The organism is Delftia tsuruhatensis (assembly GCF_903815225.1).
GTDB classification, from domain to species: domain Bacteria; phylum Pseudomonadota; class Gammaproteobacteria; order Burkholderiales; family Burkholderiaceae_C; genus Comamonas; species Comamonas tsuruhatensis_A.
The window spans coordinates 3,131,631-3,154,668 of the sequence record NZ_LR813084.1; the positions used below are offsets into that span (position 1 = coordinate 3,131,631).

Below are 23,038 nucleotides of genomic sequence, written 5' to 3' on the forward strand. Positions count from 1 at the left end.
GTCGGGCCTCCAGCACACGGCGCGCTGCCGGTTCCCCGCGCCTGACGTGCGCAGCCCGCTAACCCCGCCGATCCCTGAGGCGCGTCATGGAGCGGCGTGCCGCCGAAAGGCTGGTGCGCCGGCCAGCCGGCAGCAAGGCGGCAGCCTCGGACGCCGAAGCGCCCGATGCCAGGCGCTGCTGCGCCTCCAGCAGGCTCTTGAGATCGGCCGCCCGTTCCTGTGCCAGGGCAGCGGCGTTGCGCGCCGTCTGCAGCTGGGTGTGCAGATCCAGCTGCTCCTGCTCGCTGCGCTCATGGCGTCCCTGCAATTCCAGGTAGCGTGCCTCTGCCTTGCGTTCCTGATCTAGCGCCGCCTTGCGCGCCGCGGCCAGCTCCTGGCGTGCCCGGTCCACCTCGTTGAGCATGTGTCGTTCGTTGCCTGCGTACTGCTCCGCCAGGCGCTGGCGCTCCTGCGAGGCGGCCTGCATCTCCTCCCCATGCTTTTGTTGCAGCGCCTCGCGCTGGCGCGCGGCTTCGGCCAGCGCGTCGTGCATTTCCTCCAGGCGTGCGTCGCGGTCCTGCAACTGCTGCTGCATCTCGTCGAGCCGGCGCGAAAGGTCCTGCGACTGGGCCTGGGCCACTTGCAACGCCTGGTCCATGGCGTCTTTTTGCGCCTGCATGGCGGCTTCTCGCCGCGCCATCTGCTCTTGCTGCTGCTCCAGCTCGGCCTGGGCTTGCTGCGCGGCCTGCTCGCGTGATTGCAGCGCTGCACGGGCCGCTTCCATGGCCTCCTGCTGTGCCGTCTCCCAAAGCTGCTGCGCCAGGCGCTGCACGGGGTCAGGCACGGAGGACGGAGGTGCCTCGCCCTGCCCGGCTGCCACGCCCAGGCGCTGGCCCAGCGTTGCAAACCAGGACTCCAGCATGGGGCTGACGGTATTGGGCGAGCCCCTGCCGATCTGCTGGCGCACGCGCTCGATGGTCGGCCGCAGACCTTGCGCAATCAATACGTCTGCGGCGGCCCAGACATCGGCTTCCTGCACGCCACGGGTGGTTGTTTTCTGCATATCTTGAACAGTCCGGCTTTTTACCAACGATAAGAGATTGTTATCGTGAGTTATTTGATATAAACGTAACACATCATATGTATCATGTATTAAATAATACATATGAAAATTTCTTACAGAACAGATATGGACATTACACGGCTTTGGCGGCACCCGAGCCGCCTTGTCACCCAAAAACGGATGCCATGCCCCTTGGACAGAAGAAAGGTGGCAGCCCGGTATCCCTGCCGTCGCGAGAGACAATCGGGGGATGCGCCAAGGTCCTCCTCTCCTGCCCCCCCTCCCCTCCATCGCGGATGAGACTCGAACAGGCGATGCCGCACTCACGCATGGGCTGGAGCCTGCCGCCCGGCAGGCCGTGCGCGAGCTGCTGCGCGAGGGCGAGTCCACCAACACGCGCAACAGCTACCAGAGCGCCATGCGCTATTGGTCAGCCTGGCATGCGCTGCGGTTCGGGCGGCAGATGAAGTTGCCCGTGGATGTGGCCTGTGTGCTGCAATTCATCATCGACCATGCCCAACGCCAGACCGGAGCAGGACTGGCCAGCGAGATGCCGGTGCACATGGACCACGCGCTGGTCGAGGCGGGATACAAGGCCAGGCCGGGCGCGCTCTCGCACGGCACGCTGGTCCACCGGGTGGCCGTGCTGTCCAAGGCGCACCAGGTCCATGGTCTGGCCAACCCCTGCCAGGACGGCGCGGTGCGCGAGCTGATGTCCCGCACGCGCAAGGCCTATGCGCGCCGCGGCGAGAGGCCGGCGAAAAAGGATGCACTGACGCGGGAGCTGCTGGAGCGGTTGCTGGACACCTGCGACGACAGCCTGCGAGGCATGCGGGACCGGGCCCTGCTGCTGTTCGCCTGGGCCAGCGGCGGGCGCCGGCGCTCGGAAGTGGCCACCGCCGACATGCGCCACCTGCGCGCCGTGGGACCCGGGGAATACATCTACACCCTTGCCCACTCGAAGACCAACCAGTCCGGCAGGGAGGCGCCCGAAAACCACAAGCCCCTCACGGGACGCGCCGCCCAGGCGCTAGCGCAATGGCTGCATGCGGCGCGCATCGAGGAAGGCCCTCTTTTCCGGCGTATCCGCAAGGGCGGCCATGTGGGCGAGCCGCTGTCGCCCGCGGCCGTGCGGGACATCGTCCGCCAGCGCTGCGCACTGGCCGGCGTGCAGGGTGATTTCTCTGCGCATTCGCTGCGCTCCGGCTTCGTGACCGAGGCCGGGCGCCAGAACGTGCCACTGTCCGACACCATGGCACTGACCGGCCATCACAGCGTCAACACCGTGCTGGGCTACTTCCGCGCGGACTCGGCGCTCAGCAACCGCGCGGCCCGGCTGCTCGACGATGGCGGGGATGGCCCGGATGCCGCTGCCCCGTCGGGCGGCGACGGACCGCGGCGCTGATGCTCACTCCTGCGACACCGAGGTGCGCGTGCCGTTGAGGCCGAGCTTGCGCAGCAGCATCGTGTCGGCCTCCACGTCGGGATTGCCGGTGACCAGCAGCTTGTCGCCGTAGAAGATGGAGTTGGCGCCGGCCATGAAGCACAGGGCCTGGACGGCCTCGCCCAGCTGCTGGCGCCCCGCCGACAGGCGCACGCGTGCCGTGGGCATGGTGATGCGGGCCACGGCGATCACGCGCACGAAGTCCAGGGGATCGACGGGATCGCTGTCCGCCAGCGGGGTTCCGGGCACGCGTACCAGACTGTTGATGGGCACGGATTCGGGATGCGGGTTGAGGTTGGCGAGCTGTGCGATCAGCCCCGCTCGATGCACAGGCGCCTCGCCCATGCCGATGATGCCGCCGCAGCATACGCTGATGCCGGCGCCGCGCACCGCCTTGAGAGTGTCCAGCCGATCCTGGTACTGGCGTGTGCTGACCACATCCTGGTAGTACTCGGGGGCCGTATCCAGGTTGTGGTTGTAGTAGTCCAGGCCCGCCTCGCGCAGCGATTGCGCCTGATGGGGCTGGAGCATGCCCAACGTGGCGCAGGTCTGCATGCCGAGGCCCTTCACTGCACCAATCAGCTCGTTCATCTTCTCGATGTCACGATCCTTGGGCGCGCGCCAGGCCGCACCCATGCAAAAACGGGTGGCGCCGGCATCCTTGGCGGCCTGCGCGGCGCGCCTGACCTCGTCCACGCTCATCAGTTTCTCGGCCTTGACGCCAGTATCGAATTCCGCGGCCTGCGGACAGTAGCCGCAGTTTTCGGGGCAGCCGCCGGTCTTGACGGACAGCAGCGTGGCCAGTTCGATGTCCCCCGCCGGCCAGTGCTCGCGGTGCACGCTCTGGGCCTGGAACATCAGGTCCATGAAGGGCTTGTCCAGCAGTTCCTGGATGGCTTCCACGCTCCAGGCCCCCTCGAAGGGCAAGCGGTCGCCTTGCGCGGGGCGGGCATGCCACTGCACGGGGCTGCCTGCGGAAGGCGCGGCATTGATGGCGGAGGTCGTCGGGGCGGTGCTGCAGGCGGTCATCAAAAACTCCTCTGTGGGTCTGCTTTTTTCATTCTGATGAGCAAAAACCCATCGGGAAAGGAAAAAGCCGCTTCCATGGAAAAAATAGTTGGCCGTTTCTTGGTTGCTGCAAAAAGAGCAAATTTCGCTTATTTTTGAGCGACGTTGCTCGTGTTTTGGCAGATGTTCGGCGCATCGATCTGATCATGCAGTCAGCGCGCAGGCAACGGCGTCCAACGTCGTCCAATTGTGTGCTCGGGGGGTGGAAAAACACGCATCCAAGGAGCGGCGTCGATTCCCAATCCCTGCCAGATACCTCTCCAAAACGACCACAATGGATGCCTGCCGCCACTGGCCCGGCGTTTTTCAGCCGGCCTCCTTCCTCTATTCCCATGTCCTTGCGCTCCCTGGAATTTCCGACCGATCACGGCTTGCCGCTCATGCTTTCGCGCGAGCAGCAGGCCATCCTCGCGCATGAGGGCCGCTCGGCCATCGTGGCGGCACTGGCGGGCGTGGGAAAGACGACGACGCTTGCCTGCAAGGTGGTCCAGGCCTGCCGCAGCGGCAAGGCGCAGCGCATCCTGGTGCTGACCTACTCTCGCGCCGGCGTGGCCGCTTTCCATCACCGCCTGGGCCAACTGGTGCGCGAGGTGCCACCTCAGGTACAGATCACCACGGTGGAGCGCTGGGCGGCCCAGCAGATCCGGCGCCGAGACCCCGGCGCGCGCTTCCTGGCCGATCGCGTGGCCTTGCTGGGACATGTGCGGCAGGCCCACGACGCGCTGCGCCAACGACTGTCATGGCATCCAGACCCACGGTTCGAGGATTCCGGTGACATTGACCTGGATGCCTTCTGGGATTTCAACCTCGCCGCCAAGAAATCCATGCTGCCCCAGCGCCTTGCGGACGAGGGCATGGACCTGGCGGATTTCTGCGAAGAGCAACTGCTGGACTACCGCCTGGCCTGCCTGTTCTTCGAGTACGAGCGCCGCCGCATCGACCATTGCGGCGACCCGCTGTACTACGCGGAAGGCGATTGCAGCCATGCACTGGCCGCCGAAGCCCTGCAGGGGCTGGAGCTGGACCTGCCCCGGTACGACCTCGTGGTGCTCGATGAAATGCATGACCTGGATCCGGCCGCGCTGCAATTGCTGCGGGCGTTGCTGGGGCCCGGTCGCAGCGCATTTATCGGGGCGGGCGACTTCAACCAGCACATCGAGCCTCAGGCCTGGTCCGTGTTCCGCGACAAGCGCCATCAACTGGGCGATTTGCTGCCCCAGGCCACCGACACACTGGGCCTGACGCAGTCGCGGCGCTTCGGCCCCCAGGTGGCCAAGGCCGTCAATGCCTTGTTCGGCGTGGGACTGACCGCGGCGCCGACCCGCCACAGCACCGTCGTGCAACTGCTGCATCGCGACGATGCGCAGTGCATTGATCAGTTGCTGCAGATCCAGGCGGGCCTTGCCCACGCCAGCGCCATCCAGGCACAGGCGGCGGAATCGGCGCGAGGCCCTGCTTCGCTGACCGTGATCCTGCGCCACGAGCAGGATGCCTGCGCACTGGAGTGGGCCATCCACAGGGCTGGCAAGACGGCCAGCTTCTACGGCTTCAAACGCTTTTATCTGCAGCGCGAGATCGCCTTGCTGCTGGGCCTGTGCCATGCGCACGGCATGCAGGCGCTGTCGTGGAAGGCACAGCCCGGCATCCTGGGCCGCGAGGTCCTGGCGGCCTTCGTCGAAGGCGCCCTGTTCTACGGCAAGGGAAGCGTATCGGGCGGCGACATGGCCGACTCCGCCAGCCGCCATACGCTGGCACAGCGCATGGCCGAGGAGATGCAGCACAACCCGCAGATCATCTGGCGCTTCCTGAGTGGCGAGTCCAGTCTCCAGGGTGGCCAGCGCAACTTCAAGGCTTTCGGCAATTTCCTGCAACTTCCCCTGGCCCTGCAGTCCGATGCCCACACCCTGCTGGAGCAGGCCGATGTCTGGGGCCTGTTCGCCGCCACCCCTTTGACCACGGCGCAGGCCGCCGGTCTTCGCCTGCGCGTGCAATCCCTCATGGACGCCGTGGCGGGCATGGGCGTGCAGGATCTGCTCGCCCAGGTGACGGCCATGGAAAGCCGGTTTGAACGCGCCGTGCGTGCCGAGCGCGGCTTCGATTTCCAACTGACCACGATCGAGGAGGCCAAGGGCAAGGAATACGACCATGTCGCCCTTCCCTTCATGGCGCCTGGCCGCTTTCCGGCCACAGTGCCGCATTCCCTGGCCTTCCTGGAACGCAACCGCCTCTATGTCGCCATGACGCGTGCCAAAAAAAGGCTGTGGCTGCTGGAGCGCGAAGGACAGCCTGTCCTGCCATTTGGCTGATGCCGGCTCAAGCCGCCGTGCCTGTGGCCGGTCAATCGAACAGGTGGTGCTCGCCGCAAAAGGCGATCAACTCCTGGTTGCTGTCAACGTTCAGCTTGCGCATGGCGGAGTTTTTCTGCAGGCTCACGGTTTTGACGCTGCGCCTGAGCCGCTCCGCGATCTGGGTAATGGATTCTCCCTTGGCGAAGTGGCGCAACACTTCGAATTCCCGAGGGGAAAGGTTGCCGATGCGGTCCCTCAGGAAAACCGGCTGCTTGCGGTGCATGCCGTCTTTTTGCAGGCACAGCGAATAGTAGCGCGTATTCAAGCGCACGCATTGGATTGCAGCCGTCAGCTGGGAAAGAGGCTCCTCCTTCAGCAGAACACCGGTGACTCCAGCGTCATACAAGGCGGAAATGATCATCGGGTTGGACACCGTGGTGAAGACCAGCACCCTGGTCTCGGGGAAATTCCGGATCAGGTAGGCCACGTAGCGAAGCCCGTCGCCGTAGATATCGTCACTGGGCATGGAGTAGTCGGTGACGACGATGTCCACCGGCCTGTCCTTGACATACTCCATCAGGGATGAAGGCGTGGTGAATGTCGCCACGACGTCCAGATTGGAATCCTGTTCCAGGAATTCCTTGACACCATGCAGAACCACGGCATGGTCATCAACGACGGCGATACTGAGTTTGATTTTCATGGGCTGGGCCTGAAAGATACTTTCCCTAGAGTCGAGCCAGCAGGTCGCGGAGACCGGACAGCATGGACGCGAGCTGTTCCTGCGCGCCCTCGTCCAGACCTTGCGATTGAATCTGTTTTTCCAGTAATTCAGTCTTCGTGGCGAAATCCCTCAGGCCGGCCAGCAGCAGTGCGCCACGCATGCGGTGAAGCGAATGCGTGGCCAGGTCGGGCCGCAGTTCGTCCAGGCCGCGCGCCAGTGTCCGCACATCATCGTTCATGCACTGCATGAACAGTACTCGGTGTTCCCTGAGCACATTGGCTTCGAAGGGTGGCAAGGGCATGGGCGCCGTGTCTGCCATGGCCGCCTGGGACAGCGTATGCGGGGGGGCGAATTTTCGGAGCGTGCGCACCAGGGTCCGCAGCTGGATGGGCTTGACCAGCCAGGCATTCATCCCGGCCTTCAGGCAACGGGTTTCCTCATCCAGCATGGCATTGGCCGTCACGCCCACGATGGGACAGGTCACGCCTTCCGAGCGCAGCCTCTCGGCGAGCTCATAACCGTTGAGGTAAGGCATGTTCACATCGGTCAGCACGAAGTCATGCGGGCTGATATCCCAGAATGCCAAGGCCTCGGCCCCATCGTCGGCCACGGTGACCTCGCAACCCAGGCTTTCCAGCTGTCCCTTCAGGGTGACCTGGTTGACCGGATTGTCCTCGGCAATCAGCACACGCAAGCCGAATTGCGGCAGACGGGATTCCGCAGCCGCCGTGCGCTGCATCCCCCTGACGACGTCGACGATGCCGAAACCCAGGCTCAACACACTGTGGCCGTCGATCTCGGGATTGCCGGATGACTGGCCAGCCGTCGAGACGTTCAGATATCGCCCCTGCCAGTTCGACTCGATGAAGCCCGGCGGCTGCAGGACATCCAGCAGCAATTCGTCCGGCCGGGCCGCTGCCAGCTCGCGCCCGGCCGCCGTCGCCCTGGCCCCCCAGTGCCGCATCCACGCACAGATGTTCTCCGTCAGCTCGGTGTGGGGTGTACGCACTACGACCTGGACCGCTTTCAGGTCCGGGGCGGATTCGAGGGATTCAGGGTCGTTCCTCAATACCAGCTCGAACCAGAACTTGCTCCCCAGTCCAGGTTCGCTCCTGAGCTGGATGGTGCTACCCATCATCTGGGCAAGCCGCCAGCATATGGACAGGCCCAGCCCCGCACCGCGAGCGGTGCGGTTGCCGTTCTTGACCAGGAAAAAGGGCGTGAACAGCTGTCCATGCAGCGACTTCTCGATGCCAACGCCCGTGTCGGCGACCTCGAAAACGAGCCGCGCCTGTGCCCCTTGCTCATCGAGCCGGCGTACGCGAATGATCACATGGCCGGCATCGGTGAACTTGATGGCATTGCTGATCAGGTTGCCCAGAATCTGGCGCAGGCGCACGGCATCCCCCACCACCGAAACGGGAACGTCGGTCTCCACACAGGAAAACAGCAACAGGCCCTTTCGCTGCGCCATTGCCGCGTACGAGCTGGTACAGCTTTGCACCAGGTCACGCGGGTTGAAGGGAGACTTCTCCAGCTGCAACTGCCCGGCCTCGATCTTGCTGGTATCCAGGATGTCGCTGATGATTTGCAGCAAGACCGTGGACGAATCGTCAATGCGCTCCACATACTGCCTTTGCAACGGCGTGAGATCCGTCATGCCAAGAAGCTCCAGCGTTCCCAGGGCGCCATACAGCGGCGTGCGGATTTCATGGCTCATGGTGGCCAGGAAGCTGGATTTTGCCTCGTTGGCTTCATCGGCGGCCAGCTTTGCCGACTGCAGGCTTCGTTCTATTTCCGCCCGGGCGCTGATATCTGCGAATATGCAAAGAATGACCTTCTGTCCCATGTAGCGCGTAGGCGCATACGACAGGTGCAGTGTCTTTCCCTGAGCGACGTCTATTCTCTCCATCGTGCCTGGATGCTGCGCATGGACCACCTTTCTCAACGCCTCCACATTGCTCCCCGGCACGGGCTTCAGATATCCATCGGTAGCGCGTAGCCATTCCTGCGCCTGGGAATTTCGAAAAACGATCTGTCCCGTTCCATGCGCAACCAGGCATATGGCCACGGGCGCCGTCTCTATCAATGTCCTGTTGAACTCGTCGCTTTCCAAAATGCTTCTTTGCGCATCCATCGCAGGGTCCATGACGCTGCGATTGAATCGCCTGTTATAGGCAATCCCGGCAAGAATGCTCAATACCGCCACCAACAACATGGATCCGAAGGGCGCCCACAGGCTGCCATCCAGAAACACGGAATAGTCGATCTTGTAATAACCTGTCCATGCACCGGACGGATCTTCAATCTTCAATGAAAGTCCATCGCGCGTATAATCCATTCCACGATTGCCGACCTCAGGGGGAGGGCCACTCCCCATGAGCATGCCGAAGTCACGGTGCATGAGCCAGAAGATGTGCCTTGGCATTGGAATCTCTGTTCTCACGATGGTATTGATGCGTTGCCTGCTGAACAGCACGGCAGCATATATATCATTCTTGATGGGGCCACTCTCGTTGGCAACAAGGCGTGAAAAATCCACGGGAATCAGACCTATGATCTTCTCGGATGCATCCGGCATGCTGAACCATGCAACACGCAATGCACCATCTCGCGCCGAGAAAGATTTTTCCCAAGAAACTTCCTGTGCACGCAGGTGGCTCTTGATCAAGTCTATCGTTGCAATGTAGCTTTCTTCGGAAGTGCTCTGATTTCCAATCGACACTCCTATGGCTGGAACGCCAAGGCTGATGGCCCCGCCCTCCTTCACAAAGAAGGCATCGGCCGCAGGAAAGGAAGACCTTGCCCAGAAAGAGGAGTAATTGGCTGCAAGATATCCACCAAGCAGGAACAATTCATCCGGCATTCGTCCACAGTCGATCTGCAAGGCGCATTGCACCGTGAACGGCATGCCTCCCACCGATTCCCGACCTTCGAAAATACGGGAATTAGAGTCTTTTAGCGTGGATTTTTCCGTGCTGCGCGAAATGACCTGGCGGGGCAGCGAAGCCAGCGATCCGCTCTCGGAACCCAGTGCCTGAAGATAAGTCTCCTGCTCCTTGAGGGAAGCGACCAGGGCGGAGAAATTCAGGGACAGACGTCCCTGCTGCTGCTCCAGGATCTTTTGAAAACCCCAAATCAAGATTCCCGCCATGAATATGGCAAGCAGCAGCATCCCAAACAGGATTCTATTTTGCCAGCGTGTGGTGCGGGTGATTCTGTTGAAGGGGGTGTCGGCCATGCGCGCGATTATAGGGTTTTCCTCGCGGCGATGTCGAAGTTTCTGGGTTCTCCTGCCAGCATGAGTGCAAGATCCTGTTTTGGCACGGCCGCGGAGATCAGATAGCCCTGGACGCAGTCGCATCCAATGCGTCGCAGCAATTCCAGATCCTGTGTGCTTTCCACTCCCTCGGCAGTCACCAGCAGGCCCAGCTGCCTTCCCAACTGAACAGACAATGCCAGGGTGGCACTTCGCACGTCGTCGTTGGCGGCACCACTGACAAAGGCTCTGTCTATTTTCAGCTCCGTGAATGGAGTGGAGATAAGTCCATACATGGAGCTGTAGCCCCTGCCGAAATCGTCCTGGGCCAGTCCGAAGCCTTTCAGTCTCAGCCGGCTGACCGACATATAGTAGTTCGCCGGGATGCCGATCTTCTCATCCTCCAGCAGCTCAAAGGTGATCTGCGCCGTGGAGATGCCATTTCTCATGACAATGGCATGCAGCTCATCCGGAAGCTCTATATCGTCCAGCAATGATATTGGCAGATTGACGGATACGGGAATCAGATATCCTTGCTTGCGCCAGGACAGGTGAGCGAAACATGCGTCATCCATCATGCGCATCAGAAGCTCACGATCCAGCTGGTGAAACTGCATGGCGGACAGAAAAGATCTTGGCATCATGAAGCCAAATTCCGGATGGTTCCATCGGGCCAGCACCTCCACGCCAATGATATGTCCGGTCTGAAGGGATTTCTTGGGTTGAAACCAGCCCTGTATTTCCATGTCGCTCAATGCACGGACAAGCGTCGATTTTTCGAAGATGGGCACCCGGCCACGGCTTTCCCGCTCTTCCTGTGCATCGGCCCTGAATATCTTCAACTGACCCACCAGAGTCTGCACATGCTCGGGACTGAACGGTTTTTGGAACATTCCAATCACAGAGAACCCAGACTCCTTTGCCATGAGGCTGACGCTGTTCATCAAGCGCCTGGAGCATGACGTGGAAATCGCCAGCATGGGATGCAGTCCCCAGCGGTTCAGCTCGTTGATGAACTGCAATCCATCCATGTCCGGCATCTTCAGGTCGGTGATGACCAGCTGAAAATCATGGCTGCGCAGCTTCTCCAGAGCATCGGCCCCGTTGTATGCGATATGGACATCGGTGATTCCCGCCTCCATCAGAAGACTCCGGGTGTGCTCGCAGCACAGGGCGTGGTCATCGAGAATGAGCAGTTTATAGGTGGACAGCATGGATCAGCTCCGGGCTTCTTTGATCTTATTGAGTGTCATGCGCAGCAATGACAGGGAAAAGGGCTTGCACAGCAGACTGTCGATGCCCGTGTTCCTCCCACTGGCCACTTCCTGTGGATAGGCATTGGCGGTCAGCCCTATGATGGGCTTCTCGAAGCCGCGCTGTCTCAGCGCCTGTGCCAGCCCGAAGCCGTCCAGCAACGGCATGTGGAGATCGGTGATCACCACATCGAAACCGGGCAGGTCAGGCACGGACAAGGCATCCTGGCCATTGGAGGCCTGCTGTACCTCGCAGCCCAGCAGCAGCAGCTGCTCGCGCAAGATGAGCTGATTGATGGGGTTGTCCTCCACGATCAGCACGCGCAAGCCCATGCGCTCGTGTCCCTGGACCTGCGAGATGCCCGCTGCGGATGCCGTCCCCATGGCCACGCCCCGCTGGGCCTGCCTGAGCGCCTGAACCACGCCAGGTACACCGCAGGTCGCCGCTTCCCACACACCGGCCTGCCGGCCCGCCTGGGGGGTCGACCCCGGTGCCAGGGCCACGACCCGCTTGCCGCTCCACGCCAGCCTGCGAGGGGACCGCGGCCAGGCTTCGACCAGGATGGCCTGCCCCGATGTCTGTGGCGCGGGGTCGCGGCAGGGATGCGCCATTGCGCCCCAGCGACGCAGCCATTCGCAGAGGTTGTCGACCACCTCGGCGATGGCGCCGTCGACGTAGACCGGCTCTGGCGCCAGCCTGGGCTCTTGCGCGGTGCCGGCCTGGCGGCTCACGGGCAGGGCCAATTCGAAGACGATGCAAGTTCCCAGGCCGGGCTCGCTGACGGCGGTCAGATGCCCTCCCATCTGACGGGCCAGGCGCGAGCAGATGGACAGCCCGAGGCCCGTGCCTTGCACCTGCTGCGACAGGTCCGTGGGGACGCGAAAGTAGGGATCGAAAAGATAGGGTTGCTGCTCGGGCGCGATGCCGATCCCCGTATCACGGACTTCGAACCTCAGATCGACCCTGTCGCCTTCGAATCTGTTGACCTTCAGGCCGATGCAGATATGGCCCGACGTGGTGAATTTGACGGCGTTGCCGACCAGATTGTCCAGAATCTGGCGCAGCCGCAAAGCGTCGCCCAGGAGCAGCGAAGGTGTCGTCACATCGGCCACGCTGTAGATCTGCAGCCCTTTCTTTTCAGCGCGCGAGATGAAGCCTGCCACCACGTTGTCCAGCAGCTCGATGGCCGAAAACGGAGCGGCCTCCAGCTTCAGGTGCCCGGCCTCGATGGCCGACAGGTCCAGGCTGTCGTTCACGACGCGCAGCAAGGTGGCCGAGGCCTGCTGCATGGTCTCCAGGTAGCGCATCTGCTCCCCGGGGACCCTGGACAGGGACAGCAGCTCCAGTGTTCCCAGGATCCCGTAGAGGGGTGTGCGTATCTCGTGGCTCATCGTCGCCAGGAACAGGGTCTTGGCCTGGCTCGCCGATTCTGCCCGCAGCTTGGCTTCCAGCAGCGACTGCTGAATCTGCTTGAGGGCACTGACGTCGCTGATCATGCACAGAACGACAGGCTCTGCACCGTACACCGTCAACCGGCTGCTGACTTGCACCACCCAGTTGCCGTGCAGCACGAGCTCGCGCAAGCCCTGCATGGACGTGTCCTCGCAGGCATGTTCGAACCAGGACGGGTCGCTTTCCATCCAGCGCCGGGCCATGCCATTGGAAAGCAGCAACTGCCTGTCCGTGCAACGGATCACCGCCAGTCCGGCAGGAACGGTCTCGATCAGCTTGCGGGTGAGCGCCTCGCTGTCCTGCAGGGCCGCCTGTTGCGCCAACGCAGGAACCAGCAGCATGCGCCGAACCAGCCGCACGAAAAGCAGCAGGGCCACGACGAAGGCCAGACACAGCACCGTGGCCACCTGCAACTTGCGGGCGTTGTCCTTCAGCAGTTGCCGCAGCGGCATGTAGTAGTTCAGAAACCACCCCGCCTCTCCCACCGACTTGTGCAACAACAGGAACTCGGGAATCAAGCCATCGCCGATCAGATCGAAGACGTCACCGGCACCGTTGTCCACGCTTACACGCGGCGCATGCAGCAGGCGCTTTCCGGGTTCGTCCGCCGCAGCGTGCCTGTTGGCCAGCATGGCGTAGCCCATGGAGTCCGACAGCACGTAGTGCCCTCCCTGGAGGCCATGGAGCCCCAGGCGCGTCCCCATGCCATTCAAGACCAGCCCCAGCCAGCCTGCCGCCGGGTCGGTGGCATCCAGGGGTGTGTAGATGAAAAGCCGCTCCTCTTCATCGTTGACCAGCGTCAGCCAGACCATGGGGGCGGGAAACTGCGGCTTCCGTTCCCGGGCCGCCTGTGCAAGGTTTTGCGCGATCCACCGTTGTGTGCGGACCGTCAGGCCGAGACCTTCGCTATGCACCGGAGCCAGTACCTGAATGGTCGGGTCGTCATTGGCCGGCGTGTAGATCAGCTGTGCTTGATTGCGCCGCAATTCTTCCAGTTCATAGGGTGTCAGCATGGGCATGGAGGAATGGCGCGGATCGACACCCGATCCCTCGGTCTGCGGACTCTGGGAATCAGCATGCGGGAGTCGGTATCTGGCCTGCGCCATCGAAACCGCTTTCAATCTCAGCAATAGCTCATTTTTCCCAAGGAAGAGTTGAGCAGAATACGCGGAGGAATTCATCTCTCGACGGTAGTCGGAAACCGTCTTGCTCAATGAGACATAAATATAAAAGACGGTAATGCAAATTGCACATACCGACATGGCCGACGCAAAAATATAGAGCAGTGCCGCAGAAGGCCATGATTTAATTAGCAGCCGCCTGAATGGAGAAAATAAAGCTCTGAGGAGGTGCATTCGTGGAATTCTATGATTCCATCGAATGAGAAATTATAAGAATATTCTTATAATTGACTTTGTTTCATGCAGGATTCATCGATCCAATCGGCCGCATAGATGGCTCGATGAATAGATTCAACGCACGGTTGCGGCAATGCAAAAAAGAACGTTCCAGGTGTTTTCAGGTATCTGCACGCAGAGGTGCCCGAAGACTTCAGCCCAGGGCGGTGATCACTTCCGCGGGCGCCTGCACCAGCTCGATCAGTACGCCCTCGCCGGCGATGGGAAATTCGTCATTGCTTTTGGGATGCAGGAAACAGATGTCGTACCCGGCCGCGCCCTTGCGGATGCCACCGGGTGCGAAGCGCACACCCTGCTCCGTCAGCCACTGGACGGCAAGCGGCAGGTCATCGATCCACAGCCCGATATGGTTCAGGGGCGTGGAATGGACCGCAGGCTTCTTGTCGATGTCCAGCGGCCGCATGATGTCCACCTCGACCTTGTAGGCCCCCTGGCCCATGGCCAGTATGTCCTCGTCCACGTTCTCGCGCTCGCTCTGGAAAGTCCCTGTCTGGGTCAGCCCCAGCATGTCCACCCACAGGCGCTTCATGCGCTGCTTGTCGATGCCGCCGATGGCCACCTGCTGTATGCCCAGAACCCTGAAAGGACGCTGATCGCTTGCCACTGTCTCACTCCTTTTTATCGATGAAGATATCCATTGTGGACGCAATTGCGGGGCAGGCAGCCGAACTGCTGCCTGCCCCGCTCAGAACTCCCCAAGCATCCAGCCGCTCATCACAGCAAAGTACTCCCGCAGCCAGGCGTTGAAGCGAATCGTCAGCGGCGTCGGGGCGCCCACGGTGAACGCTCTCGCGTAGCCGGCGCGCTCTGCGATCCAGCCCGCGCGCAGCGTATGGAAGTCGCTGGTGACGATGGCGATAGGGGCCTGCTGGGGGTCCACACCGCGCTCGCGCAGCAACGGCAGGCTCCAGGCCAGGTTCAGTGCCGTGCTGGTGCTGCGCTCTTCCTTCAGCAGGCGCCGGGCAGCCAGGCCATGGCGCTGCTGCAGATAGCGGGCCATGATGGCGCCTTCGCTCTCGGTCTCGCCGAAGTCCACTCCGCCGCTGGTCAGCACCAAGGCCTGAGGCTGGCTGGCGGCCAGCACGGCAGCACGGTCCAGGCGCTGGGCCAAGGTCAGCGAAGGCTGGCCGTCCCGCGTGGCGCTGCCCAGCACCACGATGGCCTTCAGCGGCTGGTCAGGCGCCGGGCCGGAAGCAGCAGACAGCAGATGCGCCCAGAACACCAGCAGACTGACCAACCACAGAGCGAGCGCCGTCCAGCCCAGCCACCAGATGCGCCGCAGCCAGGCATTGGCATGCAGCCGGCGCGCAATGGCCGCGCGCTGCCAGCTGCTGCCGATGAAAAGCAGGCCCAATGCGGCCGGCAGCGTCACGCCCAGATTGAACATGCCGCGGGCCATCAAGACCAGGGCATCTCCCAGCAACACGACGCCGGTGATGAGTCCCAGCCATTGCAAAGGCCCCAGGCGCCTGTGACGCGCAAAGGCACCGGGCCTGGCTTGCGGCACTGGTTCAGGAGACAGCTTGCGCAACAGGGCCCTCAGTCCCAGCGCTGATTCGAGCCGCCGGAGCAGGACCACATGATCACGGGTTGGCCGGGACGCGCATTGCCGCCTTCGATGTCCAGGCATTTGCCGGCAAAGCGGCTGCGGATCTGGCCACGGCTCCATTCCCATTTCTGGTTGGGCTGGTTGCGACATTGCCAGGCGATCACACGCGCACCGTTGCGCGTATTGCCGTCGGCCACGTCCAGACACAGATCGCCCACGCGCATCTCTCCATCGCGCGTCAGGGTGAAGCGCTGGTTCTCCGTACCGTTGCAGCGGTAGACGATCAGGCCATTGCCCGGACGCAAGCCGCCCGAGACGTCGAGGCACAGGCCGTTCTGGCCGCGGATCTCGCGGCCCCCCCATGAGGGATAGCCGGGCTGGGGGTAGCCCGGATAGCGGTCATCATTCCATTGCTCCTCGCGCTCGCGTTCACGGTCCTTGTCGCGCTTGTTCGCCAGGATGGCTGCTCCCGCGATGGCCGCCACGGCGGCCCCGGCGATCCAGGCGCCCGTGTTGTCGCCCTCGCCCTCCTGCCCCTGCGCGCCCTGCACCGGCCCGGTCAGGATGCGGAAGCGCCCGCCACAGCCCTCCTTGACCCACATTTCCCTGCGACCCAGGTCATAGCCCCAGCTGCGGTTGTAGCCGCAGCTGCCGGCCAGGGTCTCGATCAGCTGGACCTGTTGTGCGTCGTCGGGCAGGCTGTAGGTCTGATAGCGGCCATTGGACATGAGCTGCACCGTCTCTTCGCCTGCATGCACAGGCAGTGCCGGCAGGATGAAGCTGCTGGCCAGCAGGATGGAAATGCATTTCTTGATGGGCATGGGATGCTCTTGACCGTGATGCGGTTGGGGGCAGTGCGGGCCAGGGCGGCGCGCACTGCCGCGAATGTACTGGCGGCAGAGTTTAACCATGCCCCGGGGGACTCGGCATGTCGGCAGGCATGCGCCGCCCCAGAGCGGGAAACGGTCCTACATCCATCGTGGACCCCTGGCAATTTGCGTGTCACCCCTCGACAAACCGCGCCACCCCCGCCCGAAAAGCCGCACTGCCATAGACCGAGGACACCAGGTCCTCATCATCCAGCCGTTGCTCCACCACGAGGCGCCGCAGGCTCTCCTTGACCGCGGCCTGCGTGGTGCCCGACAGGGCCATGAGCTGTCCGGCCAGCGCCCGTGCCTGTCCCGACAGTTGATCGGAGGGAACGACGGCATGCACGAACCCGCAGGTCAGGGCCTGCTCCGCCGACAGGTACTCCGCAAGCAGCAGCATGCGCTTGACGCGCGGCACGCCCAGGCTGGCCACGAGGCGCGCGATGTTGCGGGATGACAAGGTGTTGGACAGCGTCCTGGCGATCGGAGCGCCGAAGCGCGAGCCGGTGCTGCACAGGCGGAAATCGCAGGCCGTGGCCAGGGCCAGGCCACCGCCCACGGCCCAGCCGTCGATGACGGCGAGGGTGGGCACGGCCACGCGTTCCACGGCGTCGATCACGCGTTCGACGAAATCCTCGTAGGCGATGCCCTGGCGGCCGTCGTGGAAGTCCTTGAAGTGGCCGATGTCCGTGCCCGCGATGAAGGACTTGCCACCCGCGCCGCGCAGCAGCACGCAGCGGATGGCCGGATCGTTCTGGCAGCGCGCAAGGGCCGCGAGCAGCGCCTCGTACATGGGCAGGCTCATGGCGTTGTGGCGTTCGGGCCGGTCGATGACGATCTCGGCCACGCCCGGGGCCACCAGGTCCAGCGCGACGAATTCATGCAGGGCGGTGCTCATGCGGTGGCCTTCATGGCATGGATCTCGGCCAGGATCTCCGCGTTGTGCTCGCCCAGCAACGGTGGATGGCGGCGCACCTGCTGGGGCGTGCCCAGCATCTTGACGGGAAAGCCGATGTTCTTGACCTTGCCCTCGATGGGATGGTCGATCTCCATGCACATGCGGCGGTGCGTTCCGTGCTCGCCTTCGAAGGCCTCGGGATAGCTCAGCAGCGGGCCTGCGGGAATGCCGCCTTCCAGCAGCCGGTCCACCCAGTCGGCGCTGTCGCTCCGGGCGAACTCCGACTCCAGCGCCTCGATCAGCGCCTCGCGGTGCTTCAGACGCAGCGCCACGGTGGCGTAGTCGGGGTGGTCGACCAGGTCCGGGCGCTCGATCAGCGCGCACAGCCGCGCCCAGAGCTTCTGGTTGGTGGCGCCCATGACGAAGTAGCCGTCGCGCGCCTTCACGGCCTGGTAGGGAGCGCTCATCTTGTTGCTGGTGCCCAGCGGCGCGGGCGGCACGCCCGTGCCCCAGTACTCGGACATGTCCCAGATGGCGAAGGCCATGGCCGAGTCGAACAGCGAAGCGTCGATGTGCTGCCCCTGCCCGGTCCTCTGCGCGCCGATGTAGGCGGCCAGCAGGCCGTAGGTGGCGAACAGCGCGCAGCCGATGTCGGCCACGGGCACGCCGGCCTTGACGGGTTTCTCTCCCTGGTAGCCGGTCACGCTCATCACGCCCGACATGGCCTGGGCCATGAGGTCGAACCCCGGGCGCTGGGCCCAGGGGCCGCTCTGGCCGAAGCCCGAGATGCTCACATAGACGATGCGCGGGTGGATGCGACGGATGCTTTCGTAGTCGATCTTCAGGCGCTGGACCACGCCGGGGCGGTAGTTCTCGACGATGACGTCGGCCGTCTCGGCCAGCCGGTAGAAGGCCTCGCGCCCCTCCTCGCTCTTGAGGTCCAGCGTCAGCGAACGCTTGTTGCGGTTCATGTTCAGAAAGCCCATGCTGTCCGGGCCCTTCATCTTGAAGCCCATGGCGCCGCGCGTCTGGTCGCCCGTGCCCGGAGGCTCGACCTTGATGACGTCGGCGCCCAGGTCGGCCAGCAGCATGCAGGCAAAGGGGCCGGCCATGACCTGGCTGACGTCGAGCACGCGGATGCCTTGCAGGGGCAGTGGCTGCGGGCGGGATGGGGATTGGGGATTGCTCATGCCTGGACCTCAGCTTTCTTCCGTAATTCTTGCGGCGCGAACGACATCGCCCCACTTCTTGTATTCGGCGGCCATGAAGGCCGCGAACTTGTCCACCGAACCGCCACCGTCCTCCACGCCGTAGCCGTCGAAGCGGCTGACCACGTCGGGCATGGCCAGCACACGGTTGATGTCGGCATTGATGCGCAGTGCCAGGTCGCGGGACATGTCGCGCGGGCCGACCACGCCGTACCAGCTCGATGCGTCAAAGCCCTTGAAACCCTGCTCGTCCATGGTGGGCATGGCCGGAAAGCCCTTGGCGCGATTCACGCGGGTCTGGGCGATGCCGTGCATCTTGCCGGCCTTGACCTGGGCGGTGGCAGCCGTCATGGTGTCGAAGCTGAAGTCGATCTGGCCACCGATCAGGTCGGTCTGCATGGGGCCCGAACCCTTGTAGGGCACGTGGATGCTCCTGACGCCTGCCGCCATGTTGAACATCTCGGCCGCCAGATGCTGCACCGAGCCCGTGCCCGAGGAGCCGAAGCTGATCTTGCCCGGGCTCTTGCGGCACAGCTCCACCACCTCCTGTACCGAGCCATGGCTGTTCCTGCTGCTGGTGACCAGGATGTGGGGCGTGGCGCCGATCAGCGCGATGGGCGCGTAGTCCCTGAGCGGGTCATAGGTGATGGACTTGAAGATCTGCGGCGAAATCGCATGCGTGTTCACATGCGCCATCAGCAGGTTGACGCCCTCGGTGAACCGCGTCCTGGCGAAGTATTCGGCGGCCAGCGAACCCGTGGCTCCGGGCTTGTTCTCCACCACCACGGGCCGCCCCCAGACCTCGGACAGCTTCTGGCCCACGATGCGCGCGAACACATCGGTGCCGCCACCGGGCGCCCAGCCCACGAGGATCTTGACGGGCCCCTTGGGCAGATCGGTGCCCGAGGCTCCCGCCCAGGGTGCGGCCAGCGCGGCGGCGCCGGCCGCGATGAAGTCGCGGCGTTTCATGCTTGTCTCCTGCACATCGTTGTTGTGCAGTCACTGTCGCCGCGCGCCGGATTCGCGGCAAGCATGTGGGCCGCATGCCTGGTTTCGCCATCCGCGAAACCCTGGCAGGATCAGCGGTCGCCGGCCTCGGGCTGGAGCAGTGCCGTGACCACATTGCGCAGCGCCTGCTCCTGGGCCTGGCCTTCGATGAAGGACAGCACATAGCCGCGCTCATGCCAGTCGCCTTCGAGGGGGGCCCAGCCCAGTTCGGGTTCGGGGTGGAAGCCGCGCAGCACGCCGGGCGGCATCAGCCCGACGCCCAGGCCCTCGCGCACCAGGGCCAGCATGGTGTCGAAGCCGCTGACGGTGAAGTCGTTGCGGAACACCCGGCCCCGGCTGCGGTGGGCGCGGCGCAGTGCGGCCAGGATAGCCGAGCCCCGGCCCAGGCTGACGATGGGGCAGTCCAGCAGCCGGTCCAGCGCCACGGGCTCAGCGCCGAAGCTGAAATGCCTGCGGCTGTAGACCAGCACCAGGCTGTCGCGCCGGTAGTCGGAGCGCGGCAGGTCCACGAAGCCGCTGGTCTTCTCGTAGATGCCGATGTCGATGACCTTGTCGCGCAGCAGCTGCTGCACGATGCGGCTGTTTTCCTCCACCACCTGCAGCGTGATGTGGGGGTAACGGCGCTGGGTGGCCGCGATATCCGCCGCCAGGAACTGCAGGATGGCGGACTTGGGCGCGCCGATGAGGATGCGGCCGTCGCGGCCCTGGCCCAGGGCCTGTGCATCCCCTTGCAGGCGCTCGACCAGGTTGCCGATCTGGCGGATATGGGCCAGCAGCTTCACGCCCGGCTCGGTGGCGTGCACGCCATGGGGCTGGCGCTTGAACAGCCGGGTGCCCAGCTGGGACTCCAGCTCGCTGAGCCGCCGTGATGCGGCCGCCACCGCCAGCTGCAGCCGGTCGGCCGCGCGCGAGATGCTGCCTTCCTCGGCGATGGCCAGCACGAGCTGGACGGTGGTGGAGTCGATCTTCATCATGCGGCAAAGCCCTCTCGTCTGGCTGGAGGCCGACGATTGTGCCGCAGGGCAGGTCAGGCCTTGCGCGCGTTTTGCAGGGCCTTGGCTTCGCTGGCCAGGGCGGTGATCCGTGCCCAGTCGCCCTGCTCCAGCGCATCGCCGGGCACCAGCCAGGAGCCTCCCACGCAGATGACGTTCTTCAACGCCAGGAACTCGGCTGCGTTGCCGGGAGAAATCCCGCCCGTGGGGCAAAAGCGCACGTCGCCGAACGGACCCTGCCAGGCCTTGAGCATGGCTGCACCGCCGGCCTGCACGGCGGGGAAGAATTTCAGCTCGTTGAAGCCGTCGGCCTGGGCGGCCATGATCTCGCCGCTGGTGGCCACGCCGGGCAGCAGCGGCAATTGCAGGTCCTGGCAGGCCTGGCCCAGCGCGCCGGTATAGCCGGGGCTGACCGCGAAACGTGCGCCGGCATCCACGCAGGCACGCGCATCGGCCGCGCTGCGCACGGTGCCGGCGCCGACGATGGCTTCTGGCACGGCGCGCGCGATGGCCTCGATGCTGGCCAGCCCCTGGGGCGTGCGCAGTGTGACTTCCAGCACGCGGATGCCGCCCGCGACCAGGGCACTGGCCATGGGCACGGCGTGGGCGAGTTCGTGCAGGACGATGACCGGGATGACCGGCGCGTCCTGCATGATGTCCAGAGCGGTCAGTCGTTGTCGATCCATGTGCAGGCTCCCTCTTCTGCGCTGAGCGCGTGGCGCCGGAATCCGGCGAACAGTTCGCGGCCGAAACCCCGGCCATTGGCGGCGCGCAGCGCCTCGGGCATGGTGGCCACAGGGCGCTGCTGCCATTGTTCTTCACTCACCAGCACGGCCAGCGTACCGGCCACGGCGTCCAGTCGCACCGTATCGCCATCGCGCAGGCGCGCCAGCGGCCCGCCCACGCAGGCCTCGGGCGAGACGTGGATGGCGGCGGGCACCTTGCCCGAGGCTCCGCTCATGCGGCCATCGGTCACCAGGGCCACCTTGAATCCCTTGCCCTGGAGCACGGCCAGCGGCGGCGTGAGCTTGTGCAGCTCGGGCATGCCATTGGCGCGCGGCCCCTGCCAGCGCACGACGCAGACCACGTCGCGGTCCAGCTCGCCGGCCTTGAAGGCCTGCTGCAGGGCTTCCTGGGAATCGAACACGCGCGCGGGCGCCTCGATGATGTGGCGCTCCTCGGGCACGGCGCTGACCTTGATCACGCTGCGCCCCAGGTTGCCGGACAGCAGCTTGAGCCCGCCCGTGGCGCTGAAAGGCTCGCTGGTGGGCCGCAGCACCGACAGATCACCCGACACTGCGGCCTCGCGCCATGCCAGTTGCCCTGCCTGCGTGCCGGGAATGCACGCGAATTCCTGCATGCCCTGCTGGCGCACCGTCAGCACATCGCCATGCATGAGGCCAGCCTTCAGCAACTGGCCGATCACGAAGCCCGGGCCGCCCGCGGCCTGGAACTGGTTCACATCGGCACTGCCATTGGGATACACGCGGGCCAGCAGCGGCACCACACCCGAGAGTTCGGAAAAATCGTTCCAGTCGATGCGGATGCCCGCCGCGCGGGCCACGGCCACCCAGTGGATCAGGTGGTTGGTGGAGCCGCCCGTTGCCAGCAGGGCCACCATGGCGTTGACGATGCAGCGCTCGTCCACCACATGGCCGATGGGCGCGAAGCGCCGGTTTTTCGTGATGCCCAGCACCGTGCGCATGGCCTCGCGCGTGAGCAGTTCGCGCTCGCCGTCGCCGGGGTTGATGAAGGCCGTGCCCGGCACGTGCAGGCCCATGGCTTCCAGCAGCATCTGGTTGCTGTTGGCCGTGCCGTAGAAGGTGCAGGTGCCTTCGCCATGGTAGGCGGCGGACTCTGCTGCCAGCAGTTCCTTGCGGCCCACCAGGCCCTGGGCGGCCTGCTCGCGGACCTTGGCCTTTTCGCCATTGGACAGGCCCGAGGTCATGGGACCTGCCGGCACGAAGACCGTGGGCAGATGGCCGAAATGCAGGGCGCCTATCAGCAGGCCCGGCACGATCTTGTCGCAGATGCCCAGCATCAGCGCGGCGTCGAAGACATCGTGCGAGAGCGCGATGGCCGCGCCCATGGCGATGGCGTCGCGGCTGAACAGGCTCAGTTCCATCCCCGGCGCGCCCTGGGTCACGCCGTCGCACATGGCAGGCACGCCGCCCGCCACCTGGGCCGTGGCGCCCTGCCTGCGGGCCTCGTCCTTGAGGATGTCCGGATAGTGGGCCAGCGGCGCATGGGCCGACAGCACATCGTTGTACGCGGTGACGATGGCGACGTTGGGCGCCTTCTCCTCGACGATGCGGATGCGGTCGCGGCCCGGAATGCCCGCAAAGGCATGCGCCACGTTGGCGCAGCCCATGGACTGGGCGCCGGGCGGCCTGGCGGCCATGGCATCCACCTGTTCAAGGTAGGCTGCGCGCGACTCGGCGCTGCGCTCGCGGATGCGGCGCGTGACTTGTTCGACGATGGGGTGGATGGTGCTCATGCGTGGTTCCTGCGGATGCGCTGTCGCGCGTCGTCCTTGTCGTGTTGGGGTGGCCGGGTCACGGTCCC

17 protein-coding genes are annotated in these 23,038 nt (G+C 64.3%); 2 read left to right on the plus strand and 15 right to left on the minus strand.

What is annotated here, in order from left to right; all coding sequences use genetic code 11:
• Positions 1-58: 58 nt before the first annotated feature.
• On the minus strand, positions 59-1,042 hold the full coding sequence (locus tag L1Z78_RS14205; RefSeq protein ID WP_234637053.1) for a DNA-binding protein: 984 nt from the start codon (positions 1,040-1,042) through the stop codon (positions 59-61).
• Between the two features lie 250 nt (positions 1,043-1,292).
• Between L1Z78_RS14205 and L1Z78_RS14210 the strand changes: the two genes are divergently transcribed.
• Positions 1,293-2,447: a site-specific integrase gene (locus tag L1Z78_RS14210; RefSeq protein WP_234637054.1), complete on the plus strand. Its 1,155-nt coding sequence runs from the start codon at positions 1,293-1,295 to the stop codon at positions 2,445-2,447.
• 3 nt (positions 2,448-2,450) lie between these two features.
• On the opposite strand, the gene bioB is transcribed toward L1Z78_RS14210, so the two are convergent.
• On the minus strand, positions 2,451-3,515 hold the full coding sequence (gene bioB, locus L1Z78_RS14215) for a biotin synthase BioB (protein ID WP_234637055.1): 1,065 nt from the start codon (positions 3,513-3,515) through the stop codon (positions 2,451-2,453).
• Between the two features lie 419 nt (positions 3,516-3,934).
• On the opposite strand from bioB, the gene L1Z78_RS14220 reads away from it, so the two are divergent.
• Complete coding sequence (locus L1Z78_RS14220) at positions 3,935-5,860, plus strand: UvrD-helicase domain-containing protein (protein ID WP_234642173.1); 1,926 nt, start codon at positions 3,935-3,937, stop codon at positions 5,858-5,860.
• 31 nt (positions 5,861-5,891) lie between these two features.
• Here the strand turns inward: L1Z78_RS14220 and L1Z78_RS14225 are convergent, their stop codons facing one another.
• From L1Z78_RS14225 to edd, 13 genes are all read right to left on the minus strand, one after another.
• Positions 5,892-6,545: a response regulator transcription factor gene (locus tag L1Z78_RS14225; protein ID WP_234637056.1), complete on the minus strand. Its 654-nt coding sequence runs from the start codon at positions 6,543-6,545 to the stop codon at positions 5,892-5,894.
• A gap of 25 nt (positions 6,546-6,570) precedes the next feature.
• On the minus strand, positions 6,571-9,807 hold the full coding sequence (locus L1Z78_RS14230) for a hybrid sensor histidine kinase/response regulator (protein ID WP_234637057.1): 3,237 nt from the start codon (positions 9,805-9,807) through the stop codon (positions 6,571-6,573).
• An 8-nt stretch (positions 9,808-9,815) separates the two neighbouring features.
• Positions 9,816-11,039, minus strand: coding sequence for an EAL domain-containing protein (locus L1Z78_RS14235; protein ID WP_234637058.1), 1,224 nt, complete (start codon positions 11,037-11,039; stop codon positions 9,816-9,818).
• A gap of 3 nt (positions 11,040-11,042) precedes the next feature.
• Positions 11,043-13,886: an ATP-binding protein gene (locus L1Z78_RS14240; protein WP_234637059.1), complete on the minus strand. Its 2,844-nt coding sequence runs from the start codon at positions 13,884-13,886 to the stop codon at positions 11,043-11,045.
• 196 nt (positions 13,887-14,082) lie between these two features.
• Positions 14,083-14,553, minus strand: a complete 471-nt coding sequence (locus tag L1Z78_RS14245) for a VOC family protein (protein WP_234637060.1) — start codon at positions 14,551-14,553, stop codon at positions 14,083-14,085.
• Between the two features lie 81 nt (positions 14,554-14,634).
• On the minus strand, positions 14,635-15,405 hold the full coding sequence (locus tag L1Z78_RS14250) for a YdcF family protein (protein WP_418921619.1): 771 nt from the start codon (positions 15,403-15,405) through the stop codon (positions 14,635-14,637).
• An 83-nt stretch (positions 15,406-15,488) separates the two neighbouring features.
• Positions 15,489-16,319 carry a lectin gene (locus L1Z78_RS14255; protein WP_234637061.1) on the minus strand — a complete coding sequence of 277 codons (831 nt, stop codon included), beginning with the start codon at positions 16,317-16,319 and terminating at the stop codon, positions 15,489-15,491.
• Positions 16,320-16,500: 181 nt separating this feature from the next.
• A complete protein-coding gene (locus L1Z78_RS14260) occupies positions 16,501-17,265 on the minus strand; it encodes an enoyl-CoA hydratase (protein ID WP_234637062.1) in 765 nt (254 codons plus the stop codon).
• Complete coding sequence (locus tag L1Z78_RS14265; RefSeq protein ID WP_234637063.1) at positions 17,262-18,455, minus strand: CaiB/BaiF CoA transferase family protein; 1,194 nt, start codon at positions 18,453-18,455, stop codon at positions 17,262-17,264. The genes L1Z78_RS14260 and L1Z78_RS14265 overlap by 4 nt, the downstream gene beginning before the upstream one ends.
• A gap of 9 nt (positions 18,456-18,464) precedes the next feature.
• Entirely contained in the window at positions 18,465-19,442 is a 978-nt protein-coding gene (locus L1Z78_RS14270; RefSeq protein WP_234637064.1) for a Bug family tripartite tricarboxylate transporter substrate binding protein, read from the minus strand.
• Positions 19,443-19,552: 110 nt separating this feature from the next.
• Positions 19,553-20,455 carry a LysR family transcriptional regulator gene (locus L1Z78_RS14275; RefSeq protein WP_234637065.1) on the minus strand — a complete coding sequence of 301 codons (903 nt, stop codon included), beginning with the start codon at positions 20,453-20,455 and terminating at the stop codon, positions 19,553-19,555.
• 53 nt (positions 20,456-20,508) lie between these two features.
• Positions 20,509-21,159, minus strand: a complete 651-nt coding sequence (locus tag L1Z78_RS14280) for a bifunctional 4-hydroxy-2-oxoglutarate aldolase/2-dehydro-3-deoxy-phosphogluconate aldolase (protein WP_234637066.1) — start codon at positions 21,157-21,159, stop codon at positions 20,509-20,511.
• Entirely contained in the window at positions 21,141-22,970 is a 1,830-nt protein-coding gene (gene edd / locus L1Z78_RS14285; protein ID WP_234637067.1) for a phosphogluconate dehydratase, read from the minus strand. Before edd ends, L1Z78_RS14280 begins: the two co-directional genes overlap by 19 nt.
• Between the last annotated feature and the right edge of the window lie 68 nt (positions 22,971-23,038).

Excerpts from the sequence above, each read along its gene's own strand:
- L1Z78_RS14260 (WP_234637062.1), bottom strand. The coding sequence starts at position 17,265 with ATGAGCACCGCCCTGCATGAATTCGTCGCGCTGGACCTGGTGGCCCCG.
- L1Z78_RS14220 (WP_234642173.1), top strand. The coding sequence starts at position 3,935 with ATGCTTTCGCGCGAGCAGCAGGCCATCCTCGCGCATGAGGGCCGCTCG.
- L1Z78_RS14235 (WP_234637058.1), bottom strand. The coding sequence starts at position 11,039 with ATGCTGTCCACCTATAAACTGCTCATTCTCGATGACCACGCCCTGTGC.
- L1Z78_RS14280 (WP_234637066.1), bottom strand. The coding sequence starts at position 21,159 with ATGGATCGACAACGACTGACCGCTCTGGACATCATGCAGGACGCGCCG.
- L1Z78_RS14270 (WP_234637064.1), bottom strand. The coding sequence starts at position 19,442 with ATGAAACGCCGCGACTTCATCGCGGCCGGCGCCGCCGCGCTGGCCGCA.
- L1Z78_RS14210 (WP_234637054.1), top strand. The coding sequence starts at position 1,293 with ATGCGCCAAGGTCCTCCTCTCCTGCCCCCCCTCCCCTCCATCGCGGAT.
- L1Z78_RS14240 (WP_234637059.1), bottom strand. The coding sequence starts at position 13,886 with ATGCACCTCCTCAGAGCTTTATTTTCTCCATTCAGGCGGCTGCTAATT.
- L1Z78_RS14205 (WP_234637053.1), bottom strand. The coding sequence starts at position 1,042 with ATGCAGAAAACAACCACCCGTGGCGTGCAGGAAGCCGATGTCTGGGCC.
- L1Z78_RS14225 (WP_234637056.1), bottom strand. The coding sequence starts at position 6,545 with ATGAAAATCAAACTCAGTATCGCCGTCGTTGATGACCATGCCGTGGTT.
- L1Z78_RS14265 (WP_234637063.1), bottom strand. The coding sequence starts at position 18,455 with ATGAGCAATCCCCAATCCCCATCCCGCCCGCAGCCACTGCCCCTGCAA.
- L1Z78_RS14230 (WP_234637057.1), bottom strand. The coding sequence starts at position 9,807 with ATGGCCGACACCCCCTTCAACAGAATCACCCGCACCACACGCTGGCAA.
- bioB (WP_234637055.1), bottom strand. The coding sequence starts at position 3,515 with ATGACCGCCTGCAGCACCGCCCCGACGACCTCCGCCATCAATGCCGCG.
- L1Z78_RS14255 (WP_234637061.1), bottom strand. The coding sequence starts at position 16,319 with ATGCCCATCAAGAAATGCATTTCCATCCTGCTGGCCAGCAGCTTCATC.
- edd (WP_234637067.1), bottom strand. The coding sequence starts at position 22,970 with ATGAGCACCATCCACCCCATCGTCGAACAAGTCACGCGCCGCATCCGC.
- L1Z78_RS14275 (WP_234637065.1), bottom strand. The coding sequence starts at position 20,455 with ATGATGAAGATCGACTCCACCACCGTCCAGCTCGTGCTGGCCATCGCC.